The sequence below is a fragment of the Pseudooceanicola sp. NS-SX9 genome (assembly GCF_057380705.1).
The window spans coordinates 2,843,079-2,865,629 of sequence record NZ_CM170818.1 but is presented as its reverse complement, the minus strand read 5'-3'; the positions used below and the strand labels follow the sequence as shown (position 1 = coordinate 2,865,629).

General features: G+C 67.9%; 17 protein-coding genes. 5 read left to right on the top strand and 12 right to left on the bottom strand.

What is annotated here, in order from left to right:
- Positions 1-274 precede the first annotated feature (274 nt).
- Complete coding sequence (locus tag AC2ITM_RS13545; protein WP_486467161.1) at positions 275-2,770, top strand: GcvT family protein; 2,496 nt, start codon at positions 275-277, stop codon at positions 2,768-2,770.
- A 284-nt stretch (positions 2,771-3,054) separates the two neighbouring features.
- On the opposite strand, the gene AC2ITM_RS13540 is transcribed toward AC2ITM_RS13545, so the two are convergent.
- From AC2ITM_RS13540 to AC2ITM_RS13500, 9 genes are all read right to left on the bottom strand, one after another.
- On the bottom strand, positions 3,055-3,789 hold the full coding sequence (locus AC2ITM_RS13540) for an HNH endonuclease (RefSeq protein WP_486467160.1): 735 nt from the start codon (positions 3,787-3,789) through the stop codon (positions 3,055-3,057).
- 117 nt (positions 3,790-3,906) lie between these two features.
- Entirely contained in the window at positions 3,907-4,998 is a 1,092-nt protein-coding gene (locus tag AC2ITM_RS13535) for a BMP family ABC transporter substrate-binding protein (protein WP_486467159.1), read from the bottom strand.
- Between the two features lie 40 nt (positions 4,999-5,038).
- Positions 5,039-5,959: an ABC transporter permease gene (locus AC2ITM_RS13530; RefSeq protein ID WP_486467158.1), complete on the bottom strand. Its 921-nt coding sequence runs from the start codon at positions 5,957-5,959 to the stop codon at positions 5,039-5,041.
- Entirely contained in the window at positions 5,959-7,041 is a 1,083-nt protein-coding gene (locus tag AC2ITM_RS13525; protein ID WP_486467157.1) for an ABC transporter permease, read from the bottom strand. The genes AC2ITM_RS13530 and AC2ITM_RS13525 overlap by 1 nt, the downstream gene beginning before the upstream one ends.
- Before the next feature lie 111 nt (positions 7,042-7,152).
- Positions 7,153-8,670 carry an ABC transporter ATP-binding protein gene (locus AC2ITM_RS13520; RefSeq protein WP_486467156.1) on the bottom strand — a complete coding sequence of 506 codons (1,518 nt, stop codon included), beginning with the start codon at positions 8,668-8,670 and terminating at the stop codon, positions 7,153-7,155.
- Positions 8,667-9,602, bottom strand: coding sequence for a xanthine dehydrogenase accessory protein XdhC (gene xdhC / locus AC2ITM_RS13515; RefSeq protein WP_486467155.1), 936 nt, complete (start codon positions 9,600-9,602; stop codon positions 8,667-8,669). Before xdhC ends, AC2ITM_RS13520 begins: the two co-directional genes overlap by 4 nt.
- Complete coding sequence (xdhB, locus tag AC2ITM_RS13510; RefSeq protein WP_486467154.1) at positions 9,599-12,004, bottom strand: xanthine dehydrogenase molybdopterin binding subunit; 2,406 nt, start codon at positions 12,002-12,004, stop codon at positions 9,599-9,601. Before xdhB ends, xdhC begins: the two co-directional genes overlap by 4 nt.
- Complete coding sequence (gene xdhA / locus AC2ITM_RS13505; protein WP_486467153.1) at positions 12,001-13,368, bottom strand: xanthine dehydrogenase small subunit; 1,368 nt, start codon at positions 13,366-13,368, stop codon at positions 12,001-12,003. Before xdhA ends, xdhB begins: the two co-directional genes overlap by 4 nt.
- A 154-nt stretch (positions 13,369-13,522) precedes the next feature.
- The gene (locus tag AC2ITM_RS13500) at positions 13,523-14,011 is read right to left on the bottom strand and encodes an SRPBCC domain-containing protein (RefSeq protein WP_486467152.1); all 489 of its coding nucleotides are present in this window, start codon (positions 14,009-14,011) and stop codon (positions 13,523-13,525) included.
- A gap of 114 nt (positions 14,012-14,125) precedes the next feature.
- Here AC2ITM_RS13500 and dnaE point away from each other — a divergent pair, with 114 nt between their 5' ends.
- Positions 14,126-17,650, top strand: coding sequence for a DNA polymerase III subunit alpha (gene dnaE, locus AC2ITM_RS13495; protein ID WP_486467151.1), 3,525 nt, complete (start codon positions 14,126-14,128; stop codon positions 17,648-17,650).
- A 174-nt stretch (positions 17,651-17,824) separates the two neighbouring features.
- Here dnaE and AC2ITM_RS13490 read toward each other — a convergent pair whose 3' ends face one another.
- Positions 17,825-18,025 carry a SlyX family protein gene (locus AC2ITM_RS13490; protein WP_486467150.1) on the bottom strand — a complete coding sequence of 67 codons (201 nt, stop codon included), beginning with the start codon at positions 18,023-18,025 and terminating at the stop codon, positions 17,825-17,827.
- A gap of 213 nt (positions 18,026-18,238) precedes the next feature.
- Here AC2ITM_RS13490 and hisS point away from each other — a divergent pair, with 213 nt between their 5' ends.
- From hisS to hisG, 3 genes are read left to right on the top strand one after another with little or no spacing between them, the layout of a single operon-like run.
- On the top strand, positions 18,239-19,738 hold the full coding sequence (hisS, locus tag AC2ITM_RS13485; protein WP_486467149.1) for a histidine--tRNA ligase: 1,500 nt from the start codon (positions 18,239-18,241) through the stop codon (positions 19,736-19,738).
- A complete protein-coding gene (locus AC2ITM_RS13480) occupies positions 19,738-20,847 on the top strand; it encodes an ATP phosphoribosyltransferase regulatory subunit (protein ID WP_486467148.1) in 1,110 nt (369 codons plus the stop codon). The genes hisS and AC2ITM_RS13480 overlap by 1 nt, the downstream gene beginning before the upstream one ends.
- The gene (hisG, locus tag AC2ITM_RS13475; protein ID WP_486467147.1) at positions 20,844-21,539 is read left to right on the top strand and encodes an ATP phosphoribosyltransferase; all 696 of its coding nucleotides are present in this window, start codon (positions 20,844-20,846) and stop codon (positions 21,537-21,539) included. Before AC2ITM_RS13480 ends, hisG begins: the two co-directional genes overlap by 4 nt.
- 133 nt (positions 21,540-21,672) lie before the next feature.
- Here the strand turns inward: hisG and AC2ITM_RS13470 are convergent, their stop codons facing one another.
- Together AC2ITM_RS13470 and AC2ITM_RS13465 are read right to left on the bottom strand one after the other, a co-directional pair.
- Positions 21,673-22,038 carry a hypothetical protein gene (locus tag AC2ITM_RS13470; RefSeq protein ID WP_486467146.1) on the bottom strand — a complete coding sequence of 122 codons (366 nt, stop codon included), beginning with the start codon at positions 22,036-22,038 and terminating at the stop codon, positions 21,673-21,675.
- Positions 22,039-22,119: 81 nt separating this feature from the next.
- A complete protein-coding gene (locus tag AC2ITM_RS13465; protein WP_486467145.1) occupies positions 22,120-22,548 on the bottom strand; it encodes a DUF1489 family protein in 429 nt (142 codons plus the stop codon).
- Positions 22,549-22,551 lie beyond the last annotated feature (3 nt).

The following is a 22,551-nucleotide window of genomic DNA, read 5'->3' as shown; positions in this document are numbered from 1 at the left end:
CAAAACAGACTTTCTCTGGCCTTGCAACGGCATGACCCGATTTGAGCACCCTTGCGCCCGCTCTTTCATCTTTCCCGAAATATGCCGGGGGAGGCGCCTGCGCAGCAGGCGACGGGGGCAGCGCCCCCGCGCCATATCCTGCCCGCGACAGGCCGAAAACGGGGCCTGCGACGGGGCCTTGTCGGTTTCGTGCAGCATTGCGTCGGCTGGACCCATCCCGCCCCGCTGGGCCTGCTAGATCTGGACACAGACAGTTCGCAGGGAATCCGCTCTCATGAAATCTCACGTCAAGGCCCTTGTCGTCGGCGGTGGTGCCGTCGGGACCTCCATCGCCTATCACCTGGCCCGCGCCGGCTGGGACGACGTCATGCTCCTGGAGCGTGACGAGCTCACCTCCGGCTCGACCTGGCACGCCGCGGGCCTGCTGCCGCTCTTCAACATGAGCTATGCGACCACCCATATCCACAAGTACTCGGTCGAGTTCTACAAGAGCCTGGAGGCCGAAACCGGCCTCAACGCCGGCTTCTCCATCGTCGGCAACCTGCGCATGGCCCAGACGCAGGCGCGGATGGACGAATACATGCTTTATGCCTCGACGGCCGAGACCGCAGGCGTGCCCTACGAATGGCTGACCCCGGCGCAGATCAAGGAACGCTGGCCGCTGGTGATGACCGATGACCTGAAGGGCGCGATCTTCCATCCGACCGATGGCTACATCAACCCCGCCGACGTGACCATGGCCATGGCCAAGGGCGCCCGCCAGCGCGGCGTGCTGATCGAGCGCAAGTGGCAGGTCGACGGCTACGAATGGACGGGTTCCGAATGGAAGGTCACCGTCACCAAGATGGGGGAAAAGGGCGGCAACCTGGTGCCAACCGAGGAAACCGCCGTCATCACCGCCGAACATGTCGTCACCGCCACCGGCAACCACGCGCAGCGCACCGCCAAGCTGCTGGGCATCAAGATCCCCGCGATCCCGGTCGAACACCAGTTCATCGTCACCGAACCCGACCCCGCGCTGGTCGAATACCGCAAGAACGGCGGCGCCGAGCATCCCGTGCTGCGCGATGCCGATGCCAAGTGGTACGTCCGCGAGGAACGCGGCGGCTGGATCCTTGGCCCCTATGAGCTGGGCGCCCCCGCGCGCTTCCAGTACGGCGTGCCCGACAGCTTCCGCGCCGACCTCTTCCCCCTCGATCTGGAGCGGATCGAAGAGGAATACATGTCGATGATCCACCGTCTGCCGACCTCGGAAACCGTGGGTCTGAAGGACGATTTCAACGGCCCGATCTGCTATACCCCCGATGGCAATCCCCTGATCGGCCCGGCGCCGGGCCTGCGCAACATGTGGCTGGCCGAGGGCTTCAGCTTCGGCATCACCGCCGCGGGCGGCACCGGCTACTATCTGGCGCAGATGATGACCGAAGGAGAGGCCGAGATCGACATGGCCTCGCTCGACCCGAAACGCTACGGCCCCTGGATGACCACCGATTACGCGGTCGCCAAGAACGAGGAAGCCTACGAGCACGTCTTCATCCTGCACCACCCCGACGAGGAACGCGAAGCCGGGCGTCCGCTGCGCACTTCGCCCGCCTATGACCGCCAGAAGGCCGCAGGCGCGCAGTTCGGCCAGGTGAACGGCTGGGAACGTCCGAACTACTATGCGCCGATGGGCTTTGACGATCACGCCGCGCGCAGCTTCCGCCGTGGTGGCTGGTGGCAATATGCCGTGGCCGAGGCCAAGGCCGTGCGCGAGACCGCAGGCCTGATCGACGCCACAGCCTTTGCCAAGCATACGGTGAAGGGCCCCGGCGCCACGGCCTTCCTGGACCGCTTCACCTGCAACAAGCTGCCGAAGGTCGGCCGCATCAACCTGACCTACGCGCTGACCAGCGCCGGCACCACGCGCACCGAATACACCATCGTCCGCAACGCCGAGAACGACTATTACCTGGTCTCGGCCGGGGCCTGGGCGGCCTATGACGAGGATTACCTGCTGAAGGCAGCCGAGGATTTCATGGCCGAAACCGGTCAGCTGGTCATCGTGCAGGATGTCACGACCCAATGGGGCGTCTTCGCCATCGCGGGGCCGAAATCCCGCGACGTGCTGCAAAAGCTGATCCGCGACGCCGAGCCCGAAACCGCGCTGTCGAACAAGCGCTTCCCCTGGCTTTCCGCCAAGAAGATCGAGCTGGGCATGGTGCCGGTCAACGCGATCCGCGTGGCCTATACCGGTGAACTGGGCTGGGAGCTGCACCACCCGATCGAGATGCAGACCCACCTCTGGGACAAGCTGATAGAGGCGGGCGAGGAATTCGGCCTGAAGCTGGTCGGCGCCCGGGCCCAGAACTGGCTGCGCCAGGAGAAATCCTATCGCGCCTTCGGCACCGAGCTGGGCCGCGATGCGACCCCTGCCGAGGCCGATCTGCCGCGCTTCATCGACCAGTCCAAGGACTTCTTCGGCAAGGAGGCGATGCTGGCCAAGGGCATCCGCGCCAAGTGCTGCACGCTGCTGATCGACGGCCCCGAAGATGCCGATCCCTGGGGCCGCGAGGCGCTGTATCTGGACGGCCGCAAGGTGGGGCGGCTGACCTCGGGCGGCTATTCGGTGGCTTTCGGCAAATCCATCGGCATGGGCTATGTCGAACCCGATCTGGCGGTGCCGGGCACGAAGCTGAAGGTCAAGATGTTCGACCAGCTGTGGGATGCCGAGGTCACCGTCGACAGCCCCTATGACCCGAAGAACGAGACGATCCGCAAGGATATCTGAGCCTTCGGATCACCATCCCTCGACCGGGCGCTTCGGCGCCCGGTTTCGTTTTCGTCCCTCCGTTGCAGGTCCTCCGTTTAAAGCCCATCCGCTTCCGGCCACCCATTTCTGGCCACCCATTTCTGGCCACCCGTGCTGGGGCCACCCGTGCTGGGGCTATCTGTTTCCGGCCCTCCGTTTACAGGCCATCCGTGCCGGGCCCTCCGTTTCCGGCGGCCTGTTCACGGGCGATCTGTCCGCAGGCCATCCCTTGCCCGGGCCATCTGCCCGCTGGTCGCCTGTCCTCAGGCCGTGCGGGCGTGAAACCGCTGGCGGTGGCGTTCCAGCAGGGCCGGGTCGGGCAGGAAGCGTTCGGGCAGGGTCAGCCGGGGGCTGTCGATGCGTTCCAGCTGGCGGCGGGTGGCGGGGGGCACGTCGGCGGCGATCAGCAGGCGCAGCTCTGTGTCGAAGGTGATCAGGTGACGGTCGAAGGCGCGGTCGTGCAGCGCGTTCAGCGCGATGCCGTTCCTGGGGTTCAGACGCTCGGCCGGGTCATCGGCCCAGCCGACGATATGGCTGGCGGTCAGCAGGCGGGGGTCCTCGATCCCGGTCAGGGCGCAGCGGCCGCGATAGGATGTCAGGATCATCTCGCGAAAGAATCCCTGGCCGATGCGCTGGCGCACGGTGGCACGGGGATCCTCGGCCTGACGGGCGGTGTAGTCGGCCTGCCGGTCGGCAAAGCCACGGGGGGCGGGGGCGGTCTGGCGGGCGAAGGCCTGCAGCACCTGATCGGGGGCGGCGCGATAGGCGGCCCAGACGCGGCGGTCGGTGGCCGAGGCATTGGCCATCCCGCGCTGCGGCAGGCTGTCGTCCAGCGCCGCCAGGTTCGTCAGCTTCAGCGCCACCGCCGAGGGCGTGCGCCCCAGCCGTTCGGCCAGCGCGATGATGGCGGGGGTGCGGCTGTGCAGGCGCCCAAAGGGCAGGCGCAGGTACAGCGCCAGCGCCTCGGTCACCTCTGCCTCGCTCCAGTTCCGCCGCATTCTGCCGCCCGTTCAGATCCGGGCCAGCGTGCCAGGGCAGGGGCCGGGCGGCAAGGGCCCCGAACATGCGAAAGGCCCGCCGGGGGGCGGGCCTTTGCAATCCGTGGCAGGTCAGGGTCAGCTGGGGACGTCGCCCTTCAGGCCCTCGACGTAGAAGTTCATGCCCGCAAGCGTGCCATCGTCGGCCACTTCGCCTTCCTTCAGCCAGACCGAGCCGTCCTGCTTGTTCAGCGGGCCGGTGAACGGGTGGTACTTGCCCGAGGAAATCGCGGCGATCATGTCCTCGGCTTCCTTCTTCACGTCATCGGGCACGGCGCTGGTGATCTCGCCGATCTTGACCATGCCGGTCGACAGGCCTTCCCAGACGTTGTGGCTTTCCCAGGTGCCGTTCATCACGTCGGTGACGCGCTGTTCGTAATAGGGCGCCCAGTTGTCGATGATCGAGGCGACGCGCGGCGAGGGCGCATATTCGATCATGTCGCCCGCCTGGCCGAAGCCGATGACATTGCCTGCGGCCTGCGCAGCCGCCAGGGGCGCGGTGGAATCGGTGTGCTGCAGGATCACGTCGCAGCCCTGTTCGATCAGCGTGCGCGCAGCATCGGCTTCCTTGGCCGGATCCAGCCAGGTGAACAGCCAGATGATCGAGAACTCGACATCCGGGTTCACCTTCTTGGCGTGGATGTAGGACGAGTTGATGCCGCGCACGACCTCGGGGATCGGAACGGCCGCGATATAGCCGATCTTGTTGGTCTTGGTCATGCGACCTGCGATGGTGCCCTCGATCGCGCGGCCTTCATAGAAGCGGGCGGAATAGGCCGACATGTTGGGCGCGGTCTTGTAGCCGGTGGCGTGCTCGAACTTCACCTTGGGGAATTTCTTCGCCACGTTCAGGGTGAAATCCATGTAGCCGAAGGAGGTGGCAAAGATGATGTCGCAGCCGTTCAGCGCCATCTGGGTCATCGCGCGTTCGGCATCGGGGCCTTCGGGCACGTTGTCCTGATAGACCATCTCGATCTTGTCGTCGCCGATGGCCTTGAACATGGCCTGGGCGGATTCGTAATGGTGCTGGGTCCAGCCGCCGTCATTGATCGGGCCCAGGTAGATGAAGCCCACCTTGACCTTCTTGTCGGCCGCCATGGCGGCGACGCTGCCCATGGCCGACAGGCCAAGCGCGGAGGCCGCGGTGGCAAGGAAGGTTCTCTTTTTCATCTGCATGGTCTGTGCTCCCTGACTACCTTGCAATTGCGCCTCACTGAGAGGCATGGAACGTGCGCCCGAGCGAGGCAGGCGCCCCGCTGCGTTGGCCCGACATGATGACCAGCACCAGGATGGTGACCAGGTACGGGGACATGGAAAGATATTCGGCCCGGATTTCAAGACCGGCGGCCTGCAGGTTCAGCTGCAATACTGTCACACCCCCGAACAGCCAGGCCCCCAGCAGCACCCGCCAGGGCTTCCAGCTGGCGAAGACCACCAGCGCCAGGGCGATCCAGCCGGCGCCGCCGGTCATGCCTTCGGTCCATTGCGGCACGCGCACCAGGCTGATGTAGGCGCCGCCCAGCCCCGCGCAGGCGCCGCCGAACAGGATCGCCAGAATGCGGATGCGCACCACCTTGTAGCCCAGGGCATGGGCGGCGGTGTGGTTCTCGCCCACCGCACGCAGCACCAGGCCCGCGCGGGTGAATTTCAGGAACAGCCAGACGGCGACCAGCAGCACCAGCCCGACATAGACCATCGGGTCATGGGCAAAGACGATACGGCCCACCACGGGCAGATCGCTCAGCACCGGGATGTCGAGGCGCGGCGTCGCGGGCGGCTTCAGCCCCACGTAGCCCTGCCCGAACAGCGCCGACAGCCCCAGCCCGAACAGCGTCAGCGCCAGGCCCGATGCCACCTGGTTGGCCAGCGCCACCTGCGTCAGCAGCGCGAACAGCAGCGACAGACCGGCCCCGCCCAGGGCTGCGGCCACAAAGCCCACCAGCGGCGATCCGGTGGTGACGGCGGCGGCAAAGCCGCAGATCGCCCCGGTGATCATCATCCCCTCGACGCCCAGGTTCAGCACGCCCGCCCGTTCCACCACCAGTTCCCCGATGGCGGCCAGCAGCACCGGGGTTGCCGCCACCATCAGCGAGGCGAACAGCAGAACCGGGTTGATTGCGCTCAGATCCATCAGGCGGTCTCCCGTTTGCTCAGGCGGATGCGGTAGTTGGTCAGCAGGTCGACGGCCAGCAGGAAGAACAGCAGCATCCCCTGGAACACCTGGATGGCTGCAGCGGGCAGCTGCAGCGTGCTCTGCGCCGCTTCGCCGCCGATATAGGTCAGCGCCATCAGCAGCCCCGCCAGCACGATACCCACCGGGTGCAGACGCCCCAGGAAGGCCACGATGATCGCGGTAAAGCCATAGCCCACGTTGAAGCCGGTGCTGATCTGGCCCGCGGGGCCCGCGACCTCGAACATGCCGGCCATGCCTGCCAGCGCGCCGGCGGTGCCCATGCAGAACAGCACCAGCCGCGGCGGCTTGACGCCCGCAAAGCGCGCCGCCCGCGGCGCCGCACCGGTCAGCCGGATCTGAAAGCCCAGGATGTGGCGGTTCAGCAGCACATAGGCCAGCCCCGCCGCCACGAAGGCCGCAACCACGCCCCAGTGCAGCCCGGTATCGGGGATCAGGTCGGCATTATGGGCGGCCGGATACTGCTGCAAATTCCGCGATCCGGGAAACCCGTAGCCTTCGGGGTTCTTCATCAGCCCGATCGACATCGAGGCCAGCAGCTGTTCGGCCACATAGACCAGCATCAGGCTGACCAGGATCTCGTTGGTGCCGAAGCGCACCTTCAGGATCGCCGGGATCATCGCCCAGACGAAACCGCCAAAGGCCCCCGCCAGCACCATCAGAGGAAAGATCCACCAGGCCTCCAGCGGATAGAAGGCCAGCGCCACCCCGGCGCCGCAGATCGCCCCCAGGATGTACTGCCCCTCGGCGCCGATGTTCCAGATCCCGGCGCGGAACCCCAGGCTCAGCCCGATGGCGATCAGGATCAGCGGCCCCGCCTTCACCAGCAGCTGCGGCAGGTAATAGAAGGCGAACTGCCCGAACAGCGGATCCCAGAAGATCGTCCGGATGGCCACCACCGGATCCTTGCCCAGCACCGCGAACAGCGCGCCGCCCGCCACCATGGTGATCAGCACCGCCAGCACCGGCGTCACATAGGACAGGGTCTTCGACGGCTGCGGCCGTTTCTCCAGCCTCAGCATCCCCGCGCCTCCCGGTTCTTCATCATCTGGCCGGAAATACTCCCGCCGGAGGCGCACCTGTCCACCGGCGTTCCCGCCGCCCGTTCAAACACTGCCCGCTCACAAGCCCGATCACCCATGGGCCACCTCCATTCCATGGGCGCCGCCCATCATCAGCCCGATCTCCTCCATCGACAGCCCCTTGGCGGGCCGGATCTGAGACAGGCGTCCTTCGTTCAGCGCGCCGAAATTGTCCGACACTTCCATCAGCTCATCCAGGTCCTGGCTGATCACCACGACCGCAGCCCCCCCCGCCGCCAGATCCAGCAGAGCCTGCCGGATGGTGGCGGCCGCCGCCGCATCGACGCCCCAGGTGGGCTGGTTCACCACCAGCACCTCGGGGCGCTGCAGCACCTCGCGGCCGATGACGAATTTCTGCAGGTTGCCCCCCGACAGCGCCCGGGCCGCGGTCTCGGTGCCGGGCGTGCGCACGTCGAAGCGCTCGATGATCTTGGCGGCGAACTCCCGCGCCTTGCCCCATTTCAGGAACCCGTTCGCCATCAGCCCCTCGCGCTCGGCGCCGGTCAGCAGGGCGTTCTCGGTCAGGCTCATGTCGGGGGCGGCGGCATGGCCAAGGCGTTCCTCCGGGCCGGTCAGCAGACCGGCGCGGCGCCGTTCGGCCGGGCCTTTGGCGCCGATCTCGACCCCGTCCAGCACCACCATGGCGGGCTTGGCGCGGATCTCGCCCGACAGGGCCGCCAGCAGCTCGTCCTGGCCGTTGCCGGCCACCCCTGCCAGCCCCAGCACCTCGCCCGCGCGGACCTCCAGCGTGATGTCCTTCAACGAGGTCCCGAATTGCCCCGGAGACGCCACCGACAGCCCCTTCAGCGCCAGCCGCACAGCGCCCGGCACCGAGGGTTCGCGCTCGGGGCGGTGCAGCTCGGCGCCGACCATCAGCTCGGCCATCTGCGCCGCCGTCACCTCGCGCGGGGTGCAGGTCGCCACCTTGCGGCCCAGCCGCAGGATTGTCGCCTCGTCGCACAGCGCCCGGATCTCTTCCAGCTTGTGCGAGATATAGAGGATCGAGGTCCCCTCGGATTTCAGTTTCCTGAGCGTGGCGAACAGGATCTCGACCTCCTGAGGGGTCAGCACGCTGGTCGGTTCATCCATGATCAGCAGCTTGGGATCCTGCAGCAGGCAGCGGATGATCTCGACCCGCTGGCGCTCGCCCGCGGACAGATCCCCCACCAGCCGCCAGGGATCCAGCGGCAGCCCGTATTGCTCCGAGACCGTGCGGATGCGTTCGGCCAGTTCGCGCGTCTTCGGCGGATCCGCCATCCCAAGGGCGACGTTCTCGGCCACGTTCAGCGCGTCGAACAGGCTGAAATGCTGGAACACCATCGCCACGCCGCTGGCGCGCGCCTCCTGCGGCTCCGAGGGGGCATAGGCGCTGCCGCGCAGCAGCATCTGGCCCTGGTCGGGCTTGACCAGACCGTAGATCATCTTGACCAGGGTGGATTTCCCGGCGCCGTTCTCGCCCAGCAGGGCGTGGACCTCGCCCTCGGCGATCTCGAAGCTGACGTCATCGTTGGCGACGACGCCCGGATAGGCCTTGGTCAGGCCGCGGATGGATAGAAGTGTCCCGCTCACGCTGTCTTTTCCCCCTTGGCGTCTTGCTGCGCCTTCCGATCCAGTAACCCGGCGGCGACCCCGATAGCAATCTCCTGCGGGTGCTTGCCGTAGCTGCGATTGCCGATGGGACAGGTGATGCCCGCGATGCGTGCGGGCGGATGGCCCCGTTCCCCCAGCCGCTTGCGGAACCGCGCCCATTTGCTGTCGGACCCGATCAGCCCGCACCAGCCGAAACCGCGCGCCAGCAGCGCATCGCACAGCGCCAGGTCGAGGGCATGGGAATAGGTCAGGATGACATGCTCGGCCCCTGCCGGCGCATGGGCCGCGAGCCGCGCGGGATCGGCCACGGGCACCACGCTGACGCCTTCGGGCACCTGGTCGGGGAACCGCTCGGGGGCGGTGTCGATCCAGGTGATCTCGATCCCGGGCAGGGGGGCCAGGGTCGCAACCAGCGCCCGCCCCACATGGCCCGCGCCCCAGATCCAGACCTGCCGGGCGGGACGGGCCAGCGGCTCGACCAGCCAGCCCTGCACGACCGAGGCCTCGGGCAGCGTGCCCTGGGATCGCGCATTCCCCAGCAGCCGCCGCACGGCAAGCGGCATCGGGCCTTCGGTGCCGGGCAGGGGGCGGGCATGGACCGCCTCCGGCAGCGCCGCCAGCCGCGCCGCATCCCAGACCTCGTACAGCAGCACCACCGCACCGCCGCAGCATTGCCCAAGGTCGGGCCCCAGGGCGCGGCGCTCCAGCAGGTCGGCCTGCAGATCGCGGGCGCGCGCAATGGCCGCATGTTCCAGCGTGCCGCCGCCGATGGTGCCCCAGGCGAACCCCGGCCCCACCAGCATGGCGGTGCCGGCCTCGCGCGGGACGGACCCTCGGCTTTCGGCCACGACGATCCGGGTGACCTGCGGCGCCCGGGCCAGCGCCCGGGCCAGCTCGGCGCGCTCGATCACCCCCTCAGCCTCCGCACGGCGGCCAGCACGCGCTCGGGCGTGGCGGGGGCGTGCAGGTCGGGATAGGTGCTGCCACAGGCCGCGATCGCATCCGACAGCGCCAGGAAAGGCGCGATGCCCAGCATGAAGGGCGGCTCTCCCACCGCCTTCGAGCGATAGATCGTCGCCGCCGGGTTCGGCTCGTCCCAGAGGGCGACGTTGAACACCTTCGGCCGGTCCGACACCGCCGGGATCTTGTAGGTCGAGGGCGCATGGGTCCGCAGCCGCCCCTTGCCGTCCCAGACCAGCTCCTCGCTGGTCAGCCATCCGGCGCCCTGCACATAGCCGCCCTCGACCTGGCCCAGATCCAGCGCCGGGTTCAGGCTGGCGCCCGCATCATGCAGGATATCGGTGCGCAGGAACCGGTATTCGCCGGTCAGCGTGTCGATCACCACCTCCGACAGCGCCGCCCCATGGGCAAAGTAGTAGAACGCCCGCCCCTGGCCGCGGATGCGGTCCCAGCTCAGGTCCGGGGTGCGGTAATGGCCGGTGGCCGACAGGCTGACCTGCGCCTGGTAGGTCCGCATCGCGGCCTCGGCAAAGGACATCACCATGTCGCCCGCGCGCACCTCTCCGGCCTCGAAGACCACGGCCTCCGGCGCGCATTGACACAGCTCCGCCACCACCCCCGCGATCCGGTCCCGCAAGGTGTCGCAGGCGGCCTGCACCGCCATGCCGTTCAGATCCGATCCCGAAGACGCCGCCGTGGCCGAGGTATTGGGCACCTTCGCCGTATCGGTCGCGGTGATCTTCACGCACTCCAGCGGGATCCCGAACCGCGACGCCGCCACCTGCGCCACCTTCTGGAACAGCCCCTGTCCCATCTCGGTGCCGCCATGGTTCAGATGCACCGATCCGTCCTGATACACATGCACCAACGCCCCCGCCTGGTTCAGATGGCTCAGCGTGAAAGAGATCCCGAATTTCACCGGCGCGAACCCCAGCCCCTTCTTCAGCACCGGGTTCCTTGCATTCCACGCGGCCACCTCTGCCCGCCGCGCGGCATAATCCGCGCTCTCCAGCAACCGCGCCGTCATCCGGTGCAGGGCGAAATCGGTCACCTCCATCCCGTAGGGCGTCGTCTGCACAGCGGCCACGTCCCCTCCGGCATCTTCCGGCGCCGCGACCGCCAGATCCATTTTCTTGTCCGAAATACCTCGGGGGGGCGCCGCAGGCGCGGGGGCAGAGCCCCCCTCCACGCCTGCCACCGGCGCATCGGCATAATAGTTCGCCCGCCGTACCTCGACCGGGTCCAGCCCCAGCTCATGGGCGATGTGATCGACCACCCGCTCGACCCCCACGACCCCCTGCGGCCCGCCAAAGCCGCGATAGGCCGTGGCCGAGCACATATTGGTGCGCAACCGGTGGCTCTCGATGCGGATATGCTCCATCAGATAGGCATTGTCGGCATGCAGCATGGCCCGGTCGGCCACCGCCAGGCTCAGGTCCTGGGACCAGCCGCAGCGGGTGTACTGGCGGAACTCCAGCCCCCGGATGCGCCCCGTCGCGTCGAACCCGACCGCGTAATCGATGCGGAAATCATGGCGCTTGCCGGTGATCTGCATGTCGTCATCGCGGTCATAGCGCATCTTGCAGGGCCGCCCCGTCGCGCGTGCCACCACCGCACAGGCAACGGCCAGAGGGTTGCCCTGGCTTTCCTTGCCGCCGAACCCGCCGCCCATCCGCCGCGTCTCGACCCGCACGCCATGCATCGGCAGGCCAAGCGCCTCGGCCACCTTGTGCTGGATCTCGGTCGGGTGCTGGGTCGAGGACGACACGTACATGTCGCCGCCCTCCTGCGGGATGGCCAGCGCCGCCTGACCCTCCAGGTAGAAATGCTCCTGCCCGCCCATCTCGATCCGGCCGTCCAGCCGGTGCGGCGCCGCCGCAATGGCGCGGGCCGCATCGCCCTTGCTCCAGACCAGCGGCGGCTCTTCGATGTAACTTTGCGCCGCCAGCGCGGCCTCCACCGTCAGGATCGGATCCTCTTCGGTGATGTCCCAGACCGCCAGCCGGGCCGCCCGCCGCGCCGCCAGATGGCTGGTCGCCGCCACAACAAAGACCGGCTGGCCCACGAAATTCACCCGATCCGTCGCCAGCAGCGGCTCGTCATGCACGGGGGCCGAGGACACGTCATTGGCAAAGGGCAGATCCCCCGCCACCAGCACCGCGACCACGCCCGGCGCGGCCCGCACCGCCTCCAGCCCGACGCCGTTCAGCACGCCGCGCGCCACCGGCGAGGTCCCGAAGGCCAGATGCAGCGCATTGGCGGGCAGGGGGATGTCGTCGATGTAACGCGCCTCGCCCGAGACATGCAGGGGCGCGGCATCATGGGGCAGGGGCTTGTGAACGATGGTGGTCATGCCTGCACCTCTTCCAGATCGACAGCTTCGCCCAGATCGCTGCGCAGGTAGCGCTCCAAGAGGTTCGCCGCCGCCGTCAGGCGATACCCGGCCGAGGCCCGCATGTCGCTCATCGGGGTGAAATCCTTCGCCCATTCCGGTGCCGCGCGCTCCAGGATCGAGGCATCCCAGGGCTGACCCAGCAGGGCGGCCTCGACATGGGAGGCCCGCTTGGGCACCCCGGCCATGCCACCGAAGGCGATGCGGGCGGCGCTGACGCGGCCTTCGGTCACGGTGACGTTGAAACAGCCGCAGACCGCGGAAATGTCCTGATCGGGCCGCTTCGACAGCTTGTAGCAGGCCAGCCGGTCGGGCTGGCGGGGCAGGGTGATCGCCTCGACGAATTCGCCGGGCACGCGGTCCTGGCGGCCGTATTCGACAAAGAACTCCTCCAGCGGCAGGGATCGGCGCTGATCCCCCTTGCGCAGGTGCAGCGTGGCGCCCAGGGCGATGAAGGCGGGCGGGCTGTCCCCGATGGGCGAGCCGTTGGCGATGTTGCCCCCCACGGTCGCGGCATTCCTCACCTGGGTCGAGGCAAACCGGCGCAGCATCCGCGCCAGCCCCGGATGGTAGGGCGCGATGGCGGGCAGCAGATCGGAAAACGTCGTCATGGCGCCGATGCGGATCTCGGTGTCGGAAACGCTGACACCCTTCAGGTCGCGGCAGCGGTTCAGAAAGGCCACCTGGCCCAGATCGCGCAGCGCCTTGGTGACATGCAGCCCCAGATCGGTGGCCCCGGCGATCAGCGTGGCGTCGGGGTGGGCTTCGTACCAGCGGGCCAGGGCATCGGCGCTTTCGGGCTGGAAGGCCACGCCGCGCACGTCGATGGGCATCTCGAACCGGCGGGGCAGGTGATCGGGGACGGGCTGCTGCATTGCGGCCTCGGCGGCGCGGATGATCGGCGCATAGCCGGTGCAGCGGCACAGGTTGCCCGCCAGCGTCAGGTCATGGTCGGCCGCGCCGGTCAGCTGGGCGGTGGCCATCGACATGACGAACCCCGGCGTGCAGAACCCGCATTGCGAGCCATGGTGATCGACCATCGCCTGCTGGACGGGATGGGGCGCGCCATCGGGGCCCTTCAGCCCCTCGACCGTGGTGACGGATTTCCCCTGCAGCTGCGGCAGGAACAGGATGCAGGCATTCAGCGCCTTCGGGCCCTCGGCATCGGTGACCATCACCGTGCAGGCGCCGCAATCGCCCTCGTTGCAGCCTTCCTTGGTGCCGGTCAGCCCGCGCGTCGTCCTCAGCCAGTCCAGAAGCGTCGTGGCCGGAGGGATATCGGCGATATCCACGCGTTCTCCGTTCAGGTGAAAGGAGAGTGTCATATATGTATCTTCCGCCGCCTTACCCCTAGCACCCGTCGGTCCCCCCGATGCGGCATAGAGGGGCGGGCCTTTTGCTTTTTGCCCAGCAAAGCCGCAGCCGGGCGGCATTGCAAGCCCCGGTATCCCGCATGGCGCCCCGGCGTTGCGGCAGGGCTCAGGTTTTCAGCTTAAGGGCTTCGCTTACCAGCTGCGCGGTGGCGGCCTGCCAGCCGGGGTGAAAGCCCATGTCCTCGTGCCGCTGGCGGTCCTCGGGGGTGGCATGGCGCACCAGCGCCTCGTAGAGGGTGCCGCCGTCGCGCGGGGTGAAACCGATGGTCGCAGTCATGAAGCCCTGACCCCGCGGCCGGAACCCCGGCCCGAGCGCATCGGTGAATGACAGCCGCCGCCCCGGTTCCGCCTGCAGCACGCAGCCCTCGCTGTCGATGGTGGTGCCGTCGGGCATCTGCATCCGGGTGAAGAAGCGCCCGCCGGGGGTGGGATGGACCTCGGCCGCAAGGGTGACGACGGGCGCGGGGGTGAACCAGCGGCACAAAAGCGCCCCTTGGGTCCAGAGCTGCCACAGCACCTGCGGCGGCACGTCGATCGCCCGCATCAGCGTCAGGTCCAGCGCGGGATCGGGGGGGATCGTGTCAAAGAGGCTCATGGGGGTCCTTTCCCGCGGATCGGCACCAGGATCGGGGGCTGCGCGATTCCCCGCAAGGGGGGATGGCGCGGCGGCGGTCTTGTTGCGGCGGCGCGGGGGTCCTACCATCGCGCCATGACAGCGCCCCGATTCATCCACCTCCGCGTCCATACCGAATATTCCCTTCTGGAAGGGGCCATGCGGCTGAAGAAGCTGCCGGGCCTGTGCGCGGCCGCCGAAATGCCCGCCGTCGCCGTGACGGACACCAACAACCTGTTCTCGGCGCTGGAGTTTTCCGTCACCGCCTCGGGGCAGGGGATCCAGCCGATCATCGGCTGTCAGGTCGATGTGCAATGGCACCGCCCCGAACCCGGCGAACGCGCCAGGCCCGCCGCCGCCGTCGTGCTGCTGGCGCAGAACGAGGCGGGCTACGAGAACCTGATGAAGCTCTCGACCTGCCTCTTCGTCGATGCCGGAGGCGAGCCGCCCTGGGTCACGCTGGAAGAGCTTGAGGCCCATGCCGAGGGGCTGATCTGCCTGTCGGGCGGGGCGAACGGCCCGGTGGGGCAGCTGCTGCAGGCCAACCACCGCCCCGAGGCGCAGGCACTGCTGACCCGCTTCGCGCAGATGTTCCCCGATCGCCTTTACGTCGAGCTGCAGCGCCATCCCGGCGAGGGCGGCCTGCCCGAGCCCGAGCGCCTGACCGAACGCGGCTTCCTCGAGATGGCCTATGCCATGGAGCTGCCGCTGGTCGCCACCAACGACGTCTACTTCCCCAAGCCCGAGATGTACGAGGCCCATGACGCGATGATCTGCGTCGCGGAAGGCGCCTATGTCGACCAGCAGGAACCGCGCCGCCGGCTGACCCGCCAGCATTACTTCAAGTCCCAGCAGGAGATGGTGACGCTGTTCGCCGACCTGCCCGAGGCCATCGAGAACACGGTCGAAATCGCGCAGCGCTGCGCCTTCAAGACCTACAAGCGCGACCCGATCCTGCCGCGCTTTGCCGATGACGAGGTCGAGGAACTGCGCCGTCAGGCCAACGAGGGTCTGCAGCAGCGCCTGGCGGTGATCCCCCATGCCGTCAGCGTCGAGGACTATCAGGCGCGCCTTGATTTCGAGATGGGCATCATCGAGGGGATGGGGTTCCCGGGCTACTTCCTGATCGTGGCCGATTTCATCAAATGGGCCAAGGATCACGGCATTCCGGTGGGGCCGGGGCGGGGGTCTGGTGCGGGCTCGCTGGTGGCCTATGCGCTGACCATCACCGACCTTGATCCGCTGCGCTATTCGCTGCTGTTCGAACGCTTCCTGAACCCGGAACGGGTGTCGATGCCCGACTTCGACATCGACTTCTGCATGGACCGCCGCGAAGAGGTGATCCGCTACGTGCAGCAGCGCTACGGGCGCGACAAGGTGGGCCAGATCATCACCTTCGGTGCGCTGCTGTCGAAGGCGGCGGTGCGCGACATCGGGAGGGTGCTGCAGATGCCCTTCGGTCAGGTGGACCGGCTGTCCAAGCTGATCCCGGTGGAAGGCGTCAAGCCCGTCGGCATCGCCCAGGCCCTGCGCGACGAGCCGCGCCTGCGCGAGGAGATGCGCGAAAGCGATCAGGACATCCGCGACGGCAAGGTGAACCCCGCCAAGCGCCTGTTCGAATATGCCGAACAGGTCGAGGGGCTGTTGCGCAATGCCTCGACCCACGCGGCGGGGGTGGTGATCGGGGACCGGCCGCTGGATGCGCTGGTGCCGCTCTACCAGGATCCCAGATCCGACATGCCGGCGACCCAGTTCAACATGAAATGGGTGGAACAGGCCGGCCTCGTGAAGTTCGACTTCCTTGGCCTGAAGACGCTGACGGTGATCCAGAACGCCATCCAGCAGATCCTCGGCGGCGGGCGCGACCTGCATGTGGCGGCCGATGGCACGCAGCTTTACGATCCGCCCCCCGGCGGCGAGAACGAGATCAACCTGATCCCGCTCGACGACGAAAAGACCTACGACCTGTATTCGAAGGCGCGCACGGTCGCGGTGTTCCAGGTGGAAAGCTCGGGCATGATGGATGCCCTGAAGCAGATGAAACCCACCTGCATCGAGGACATCGTGGCACTGGTGGCGCTGTACCGTCCCGGCCCGATGGAGAACATCCCCGTCTATTGCGAGGTCAAGAACGGCCTGCGAGAGATCACCTCGGTCCACCATACGATCGACCATATCCTGGCCGAGACCCAGGGCATCATCGTCTACCAGGAACAGGTGATGCAGATTGCCCAGGTGATGGCGGGCTACAGCCTTGGTGGCGCCGACCTGCTGCGCCGCGCCATGGGCAAGAAGATCAAGGAGGCGATGGACGCCGAGCGTCCCAAGTTCGAGGCGGGTGCGGCGAAGAACGGCGTCGATGCCAAGAAGGCCTCGGAGGTCTTCGACCTGCTGGAGAAATTCGCCAACTACGGTTTCAACAAGTCGCACGCGGCCGCCTATGCGGTGGTCAGCTACCAGACTGCCTGGCTGAAGGCCAACCACCCGGTCGAGTTCATGGCCGGCGTGATGAACTGCGATATCCACCTGACGGACAAGCTGGCGATCTATTTCCAGGAGGTGAAGAAGGCGCTGGCTCTGCCCTATGTGCCGCCTTGCGTGAACCGCTCGGACGCGACCTTCACGGTGATCGAGGGCGCGCTGCACTATGCGCTGGGGGCGCTGAAGAACGTCGGCGTCGAGGCGATGGAGCTGATCGTGCGCGGCCGCGCCGGCAAGCCCTTTGCGAATGTCTACGACTTTGCCCGCCGGGTCGAGCTGAAGAAGGTCGGCAAGCGCCCGCTGGAGATGCTGGCGCGTGCCGGGGCCTTCGACCAGCTGGATCGCAACCGGCGGCGGATCTTTGACAGCCTGGAAGGGCTGGTCAGTTATTCGGCCGCCTACTGGGAGCAGAAGAATTCCAACCAGGTGTCGCTGTTCGGCGACGGCGGCGACGATCTGCCCGAGCCGCGCCTGAGCGCCGCGCAGGACTGGCTGCCTGCCGAACGGCTGTCGGAGGAATTCAAGGCCATCGGTTTTTACCTGTCGGGGCACCCGCTGGACGATTACATGGGCGCGCTGAAGCGCAAGAAGGTGATGACCATGGACGAGGTCATCCGCGCCGCCCAGGGCGGGCCGATCATCGCCAAGATCGCCGGCATCGTGACCGGCCGTCAGGAACGCAAGTCCGCCCGCGGCAACCGCTTTGCCTTCGCGCAGCTGTCGGATCCGACGGGCGGCTACGAGGTGACGCTGTTCTCCGAGGCGCTGGAGGCGTCGCGGGACTTCCTCGACAACGGGTCGCGGGTGGTGGTGACCTGCAAGGCCGAGGTGGTCTCGGACCAGCTGAAACTGCTGGCGGATTCGGTGGTGCCGATGGATCAGATGGTGGCCGATGCGGGGGCCATCGGGCTGAAGATCTTCCTCAGCGACGCGACGGGGCTGGGGGCGGTGCAGGGGGTGCTGGAAGGCGCAAGGGACAGCGTGCGCGGCGTGCGCAACGGGCCGATCCACTTCTGCCTGGTCGATCCGGCCCTGCCCGGCGAGGTCGAGATCGACGCCCATGCGGAATTCCCGATCACCCCGCAGGTCAAGGGCGCGATCCGCACCCTGCCGGGGGTGCTGACCGTCGAGGAGATCTGAGGCCGCGCCGTCAGCGGAGCGGCGGTGCCCGTGGAACGGGTTTGTCGGTGGGGCTGCGGTCCTGGTGACGCGGGGGGCAGTGGATTGGCACCGTCATGAGGCCCGGAGCATCCGCCGTGCCGGGTCTTTGGCAGGGCCGCCCGGGCGCGGGTGGCCGTCGGGCCTGCGGGCCCGTCAGTAATGCGGTGGCTTTTCGTCGCCCATGAAGATGGTGCCTCCGGCATCGACTTCGCGGCGGGCCTCGCGTTCCAGCAGCAGCTGGACACGGCGGGTCAGCAGGGCGATCTCGGTCGACTGGCGGGCGACGGTGTCGGAAAGATCCTCGAGCGTGCGGGTCAGATGGGCGATCTGTTCTTCCAGGCGGGTGTCGGACATGGGCGGGCTCCTTTGCGGGGGCGGTAGCGCAGGGGGCGCGGTCTGGCAAGGGAAACGCGGGATGGCAACGGAAACGGGCCTGCGGCCCGGCCTCCGGCGGGAGTATTTGTGGTCAGATGAAAGAACCTGTTGCGGGGGAGATGCGGGCTTTGCTTGCCCCCTCAGGCAGTCTGGGCTATGCCGCCCACGCGATCCAGAACGCAGGAAAACAAGATGGCCAAGGTGAAGAAGACGCCGCGCCCGAAGGCGGAGACCCCGAAGGGCTTCCGGGATTACTTCGGCGCCGAGGTGACGGAACGGACGGAGATGCTGGGCAAGATCGCCCATGTCTACCATCGTTACGGCTTTGACGCCCTGGAAAGTTCCGCCGTCGAGACGGTCGAGGCCCTGGGCAAGTTCCTGCCCGACGTGGACCGGCCGAACGAGGGCGTCTTCGCCTGGCAGGAGGTCGACGAGAAGGACACTGCCGAGGACAAGCGCGGCGACTGGCTGGCGCTGCGCTATGACCTGACGGCGCCGCTGGCGCGCGTCTATGCGCAGCACCGCGACAGCCTGCCGACCCCCTATCGCCGCTATGCGATGGGGCCGGTCTGGCGCAACGAAAAGCCCGGGCCCGGGCGGTTCCGCCAGTTCTATCAATGCGATGCCGATACGGTGGGGGCACCTTCGGTGGCCGCCGACGCCGAGATCTGCGCGATGCTGTCGGACTGCCTGGAAACCGTGGGGATCCCGCGCGGCGACTACATGGTGCGCATCAACAACCGCAAGGTGCTGAACGGCGTGCTGGAGGCGATGGGCGTGTCAGACGAAGGCCAGCAGGCCGACGTGCTGCGCACCATCGACAAGTTCGACAAGGTGGGCGAGACCGGCGTGCGCGAGCTGTTGGGCAAGGGCCGTCTTGATGCCTCGGGGGCCTATATCGACGGCGTGGGGCTGGCGGCGGCGCAGGCCGAGCCGGTGATCGCCTTCCTGACCTCGAAAGGTGCCAATGCGGGCGCGACGCTGGCGAACCTGCGGGCGGCCATCGGCGGATCGGCCGTGGGCGCCGAGGGCGTCGACGAGCTGGAGATGATGGCCAGCCTGATGGATGCGCAGGGCTATGGCGCCGACCGGGTGCAGATCGACCCCAGCGTCGTGCGGGGGCTGGGCTATTACACCGGGCCGGTGTTCGAGGCCGAGCTGACCTTTGAAATCTTCGACGACAAGGGCCGCAAGCGGCAGTTCGGGTCGGTCTCGGGCGGCGGGCGCTATGACGACCTGGTGAAACGCTTCACCGGGCAGAGCGTGCCGGCGACGGGCGTCTCGATCGGGGTGGACCGGCTGCTGGCGGCGCTGCGCGAGAAGGGCCGCATGGGCGGCCGCGTGCAGGGCCCGGTGGTGGTGACCGTGATGGACAAGGACCGGATGGCTGATTACCAGACCATCGTCGCCGAGTTGCGCAACGCGGGCATCCGCGCCGAGGTCTATCTGGGCAACCCCAAGAACTTTGGCAACCAGCTGAAATATGCGGACAAGCGCGAAAGCCCCGTTGCCGTGATCGAGGGCGCCGACGAGAAGGCCCGCGGTGTCGTGCAGGTCAAGGACCTGATCCTGGGGGCGAAGATCGCCCAGGAGGCGACGCTGGAGGAATGGAAGGAACGCCCCTCTCAGTTCGAGATCCCGCGCGCCGATCTGGTCGCGAAGATCCGCGAGATCCTGGCGGAGCACTCCTGATGGCATGGCTCAGCCCTGAGAAGGCGCAGGTCCTGGCCTGTGCCGCCGCCCTGCGCGCGGAATTCGAGGCCGCGGGGGCGGTGCCGGTCGAGGCGCCGATCCTGGTGTCGGCGGGCGATCTGCTGGATCTTTACGGCGAGGACCTGCGGGCGCGCGCCTATACGACCTCGGACACGCTGCGGGGCGAGCAGATGCTGCGCCCCGACTTTACCGTGCCGGTGGTCGAACAGCACATGAAGCAGGGCGCCGAACCCGCCCGCTACACCTATTCCGGCGAGGTCTTCCGCCGCCAGGAAGAGGACGAGGCGCGGGCCAACGAATATGTCCAGGTGGGCTTCGAGATCTTCGATGGCTCGGATCCGGCGGCCGCTGATGCCGAGGTCTTTGCCCGCATCCGTGCCGCCGTCGCGCCGCTGGGGCTGAAGGCCATGATGGGCGACATCGGCATCCTGATGGCCGCAGTCGAGGGGCTGAACACCTCTGGTGCGCGCAAGGCGGCGCTGCGGCGGCACCTGTGGCGTCCGATGCGGTTCAAGGCGCTGCTGGATCGCTATTCGGGGCGGGTGCCGGTGCCGGCGGGGCGCAAGGCGCTGCTGGCCTCGCGCGATCCGCTGGAGGGCGCGGGCCCCGAGATCGGCTTGCGCAGCCTGACCGACGTGGTGGCCCGGATCGAGGCGCTGCGCGCCGATGCCGCCCTGCCGCCCATCGCCGCCCATGAGGTCGAGCTGCTGGAGGCGCTTTTGTCGGTGCGCGAGACGCTGCCCCATGCGCTGGAGCATCTGCGCGACATCGCCGTGGACATGCCCGCCATCGGTCCGGCCGTGGAACGGCTGGGGCGGCGGATGCAGGCCATGGCGGCGCAGGGCATCGATGTCGAGGCGCTGGAATTCGAAGCGGCCTACGGGCGCACCCACATGGAATATTACGACGGTTTCGTCTTCGGCTTCGTGGTCGAGGGGCGTCCGGACCTGCCGGCGGTGGCCTCGGGCGGGCGCTATGATGCGCTGACGCGCGAGGTCGGGCGCAGGCTGGGCCGGCCCGAGGGCATTCCGGCCGTCGGCGGCATCATCCGCCCCGGCATGGTCGTCGAACTGGGAGGCCGGGCATGACCCTGAAGCTGGGCGTGCCGTCCAAGGGACGGCTGATGGAGAAGACCTTCGACTGGTTCGGGGCCCATGGCATCGGCCTGAGCCGCGCCGGATCGGACCGGGAATATTCCGGCAAGGTCGAGGGCATCGAGGGGGTCGAGCTGGTGCTGCTGAGCGCCGGTGAAATCCCGCGCGAGCTGAACGCGGGCCGCATCCACCTGGGCGTCACCGGCACCGATCTGGTGCGCGAGAAGCTGGGCCACTGGGATCAGCGGGTCGAGGAGCTGGCCGAGCTGGGCTTTGGCCATGCCGACCTGATCATCGCGGTGCCGCAGTTCTGGGTCGATGTCGAGACGATGGATGATCTGGATGCGGTGGCGGCGGCCTTCCGGGCGCGCCACGGCTTCCGGCTGCGGATCGCGACGAAGTATCACCGCTTGGTGCGGGATTTCCTGCGCGAGCGGGGCGTGGCGGATTACCAGCTGGTCGACAGCCAGGGCGCGACCGAGGGCACGGTGAAGAACGAGACCGCGGAGGCGGTGGCCGACATCACCTCGACCGGCGAGACGCTGAGGGCGAACCACCTGAAGATCCTGTCGGACGGGCTGATGCTGAAGAGCCAGGCCACGCTGTTCCGCGCCCGCCGCGCGCCGATGAGCGATCAGGACCGCCGCACCCTGGCCGAGCTTGAGGAACGCTTGGGCATCGACTGAGGCGGCCAGGTGCGACAGGGGCTGCGGGAGCGGTCATGAGGCAAAGCCGCGCGGGGATCCCGGGCGGCTTTTTCGTGGCGGGCGGGGGCCTCCGGCGGGAGTATTTGGGGTCAGATGACGGGGAACGCGGCGCTCAGGACGGCTGGCGGTCGCGCAGGATGCTGGCATAGCCTTCGGGGTCGGCGGCCTTCAGGCGGTCGAGGGCCTGGGTGGCGGCGGCCAGGTGCAGGTCCTTCTTGGCGGCCTGGATGTTGTCCGACAGCTCCTGAAGCTTCTGCAGGTCAGAGCCTGCCTGCTTTTGTTGGGGCGCGAGTTCCAGCAGGGCCCCCATGATCCGGTCGAGCTGGGTGCCGTAGCTGGCGACGTTGGTGTGGATGTAGCTTTCGGTCTCGGGGTCGCCGGCGATGTCGTTCGAGAAGAGGCGCGGTTCGATGTTCTGCGTCACGTCACCCGAGAAGGGTGCCTTCCAGAAGGCGAAGATGGTCGAGAGGGGATACATCGGCGGGGCTCCCTGCGGTGTTGCGGCCCCAGTGCAGCATTGGTGTTGCCCCTGCGTCAATCGGCGTGACGCGGTGCGGCGTCAGAGGACGCCGATGCGGGCCAGTTCCGCGGAAAGTTCGGGCGGCAGGTCGTCATCCTTGGCGCGGCGGGTGCCCAGATCGCGCGGCGCATCGGCGGGCGAAAGGTAGCGCCAGCCCTGGAAGGGACGCTTTTGCGCCGGGGTGGTGCGCACCAACTGCGGGTCCAGCACTACGGCGCAGCGGCGCACGCCGTCGCCGGCGTCGACCTCGTCCAGGCGCAGGACGCGCTGGCGGGCCTGGATCTGTCCCTTGATCACCCAGTAGATCGATCCGCCCGACAGAAGCTCCTGTTCCTTCTTCGGCCACATGCGGGTGACATGGCAGGGCAGCCCGTCCGCCGTTTGCGCCAGGGGCGAAGATTGCCAGGCGGCGAGGTCCTCGACGCTTTCGGTTCCGACGCTGAGTTTGACGAGGTGGATCATGGGCATGAG

Bases quoted from the DNA above. Each gene is read 5' to 3' on its own strand.
- AC2ITM_RS13545 (WP_486467161.1), top strand. From the start codon at position 275: ATGAAATCTCACGTCAAGGCCCTTGTCGTCGGCGGTGGTGCCGTCGGG.
- AC2ITM_RS13540 (WP_486467160.1), bottom strand. From the start codon at position 3,789: ATGCGGCGGAACTGGAGCGAGGCAGAGGTGACCGAGGCGCTGGCGCTG.
- AC2ITM_RS13535 (WP_486467159.1), bottom strand. From the start codon at position 4,998: ATGAAAAAGAGAACCTTCCTTGCCACCGCGGCCTCCGCGCTTGGCCTG.
- AC2ITM_RS13530 (WP_486467158.1), bottom strand. From the start codon at position 5,959: ATGGATCTGAGCGCAATCAACCCGGTTCTGCTGTTCGCCTCGCTGATG.
- AC2ITM_RS13525 (WP_486467157.1), bottom strand. From the start codon at position 7,041: ATGCTGAGGCTGGAGAAACGGCCGCAGCCGTCGAAGACCCTGTCCTAT.
- xdhB (WP_486467154.1), bottom strand. From the start codon at position 12,004: ATGACCACCATCGTTCACAAGCCCCTGCCCCATGATGCCGCGCCCCTG.
- xdhA (WP_486467153.1), bottom strand. From the start codon at position 13,368: ATGACACTCTCCTTTCACCTGAACGGAGAACGCGTGGATATCGCCGAT.
- AC2ITM_RS13500 (WP_486467152.1), bottom strand. From the start codon at position 14,011: ATGAGCCTCTTTGACACGATCCCCCCCGATCCCGCGCTGGACCTGACG.
- dnaE (WP_486467151.1), top strand. From the start codon at position 14,126: ATGACAGCGCCCCGATTCATCCACCTCCGCGTCCATACCGAATATTCC.
- AC2ITM_RS13490 (WP_486467150.1), bottom strand. From the start codon at position 18,025: ATGTCCGACACCCGCCTGGAAGAACAGATCGCCCATCTGACCCGCACG.
- hisS (WP_486467149.1), top strand. From the start codon at position 18,239: ATGGCCAAGGTGAAGAAGACGCCGCGCCCGAAGGCGGAGACCCCGAAG.
- AC2ITM_RS13480 (WP_486467148.1), top strand. From the start codon at position 19,738: ATGGCATGGCTCAGCCCTGAGAAGGCGCAGGTCCTGGCCTGTGCCGCC.
- hisG (WP_486467147.1), top strand. From the start codon at position 20,844: ATGACCCTGAAGCTGGGCGTGCCGTCCAAGGGACGGCTGATGGAGAAG.
- AC2ITM_RS13470 (WP_486467146.1), bottom strand. From the start codon at position 22,038: ATGTATCCCCTCTCGACCATCTTCGCCTTCTGGAAGGCACCCTTCTCG.
- AC2ITM_RS13465 (WP_486467145.1), bottom strand. From the start codon at position 22,548: ATGCCCATGATCCACCTCGTCAAACTCAGCGTCGGAACCGAAAGCGTC.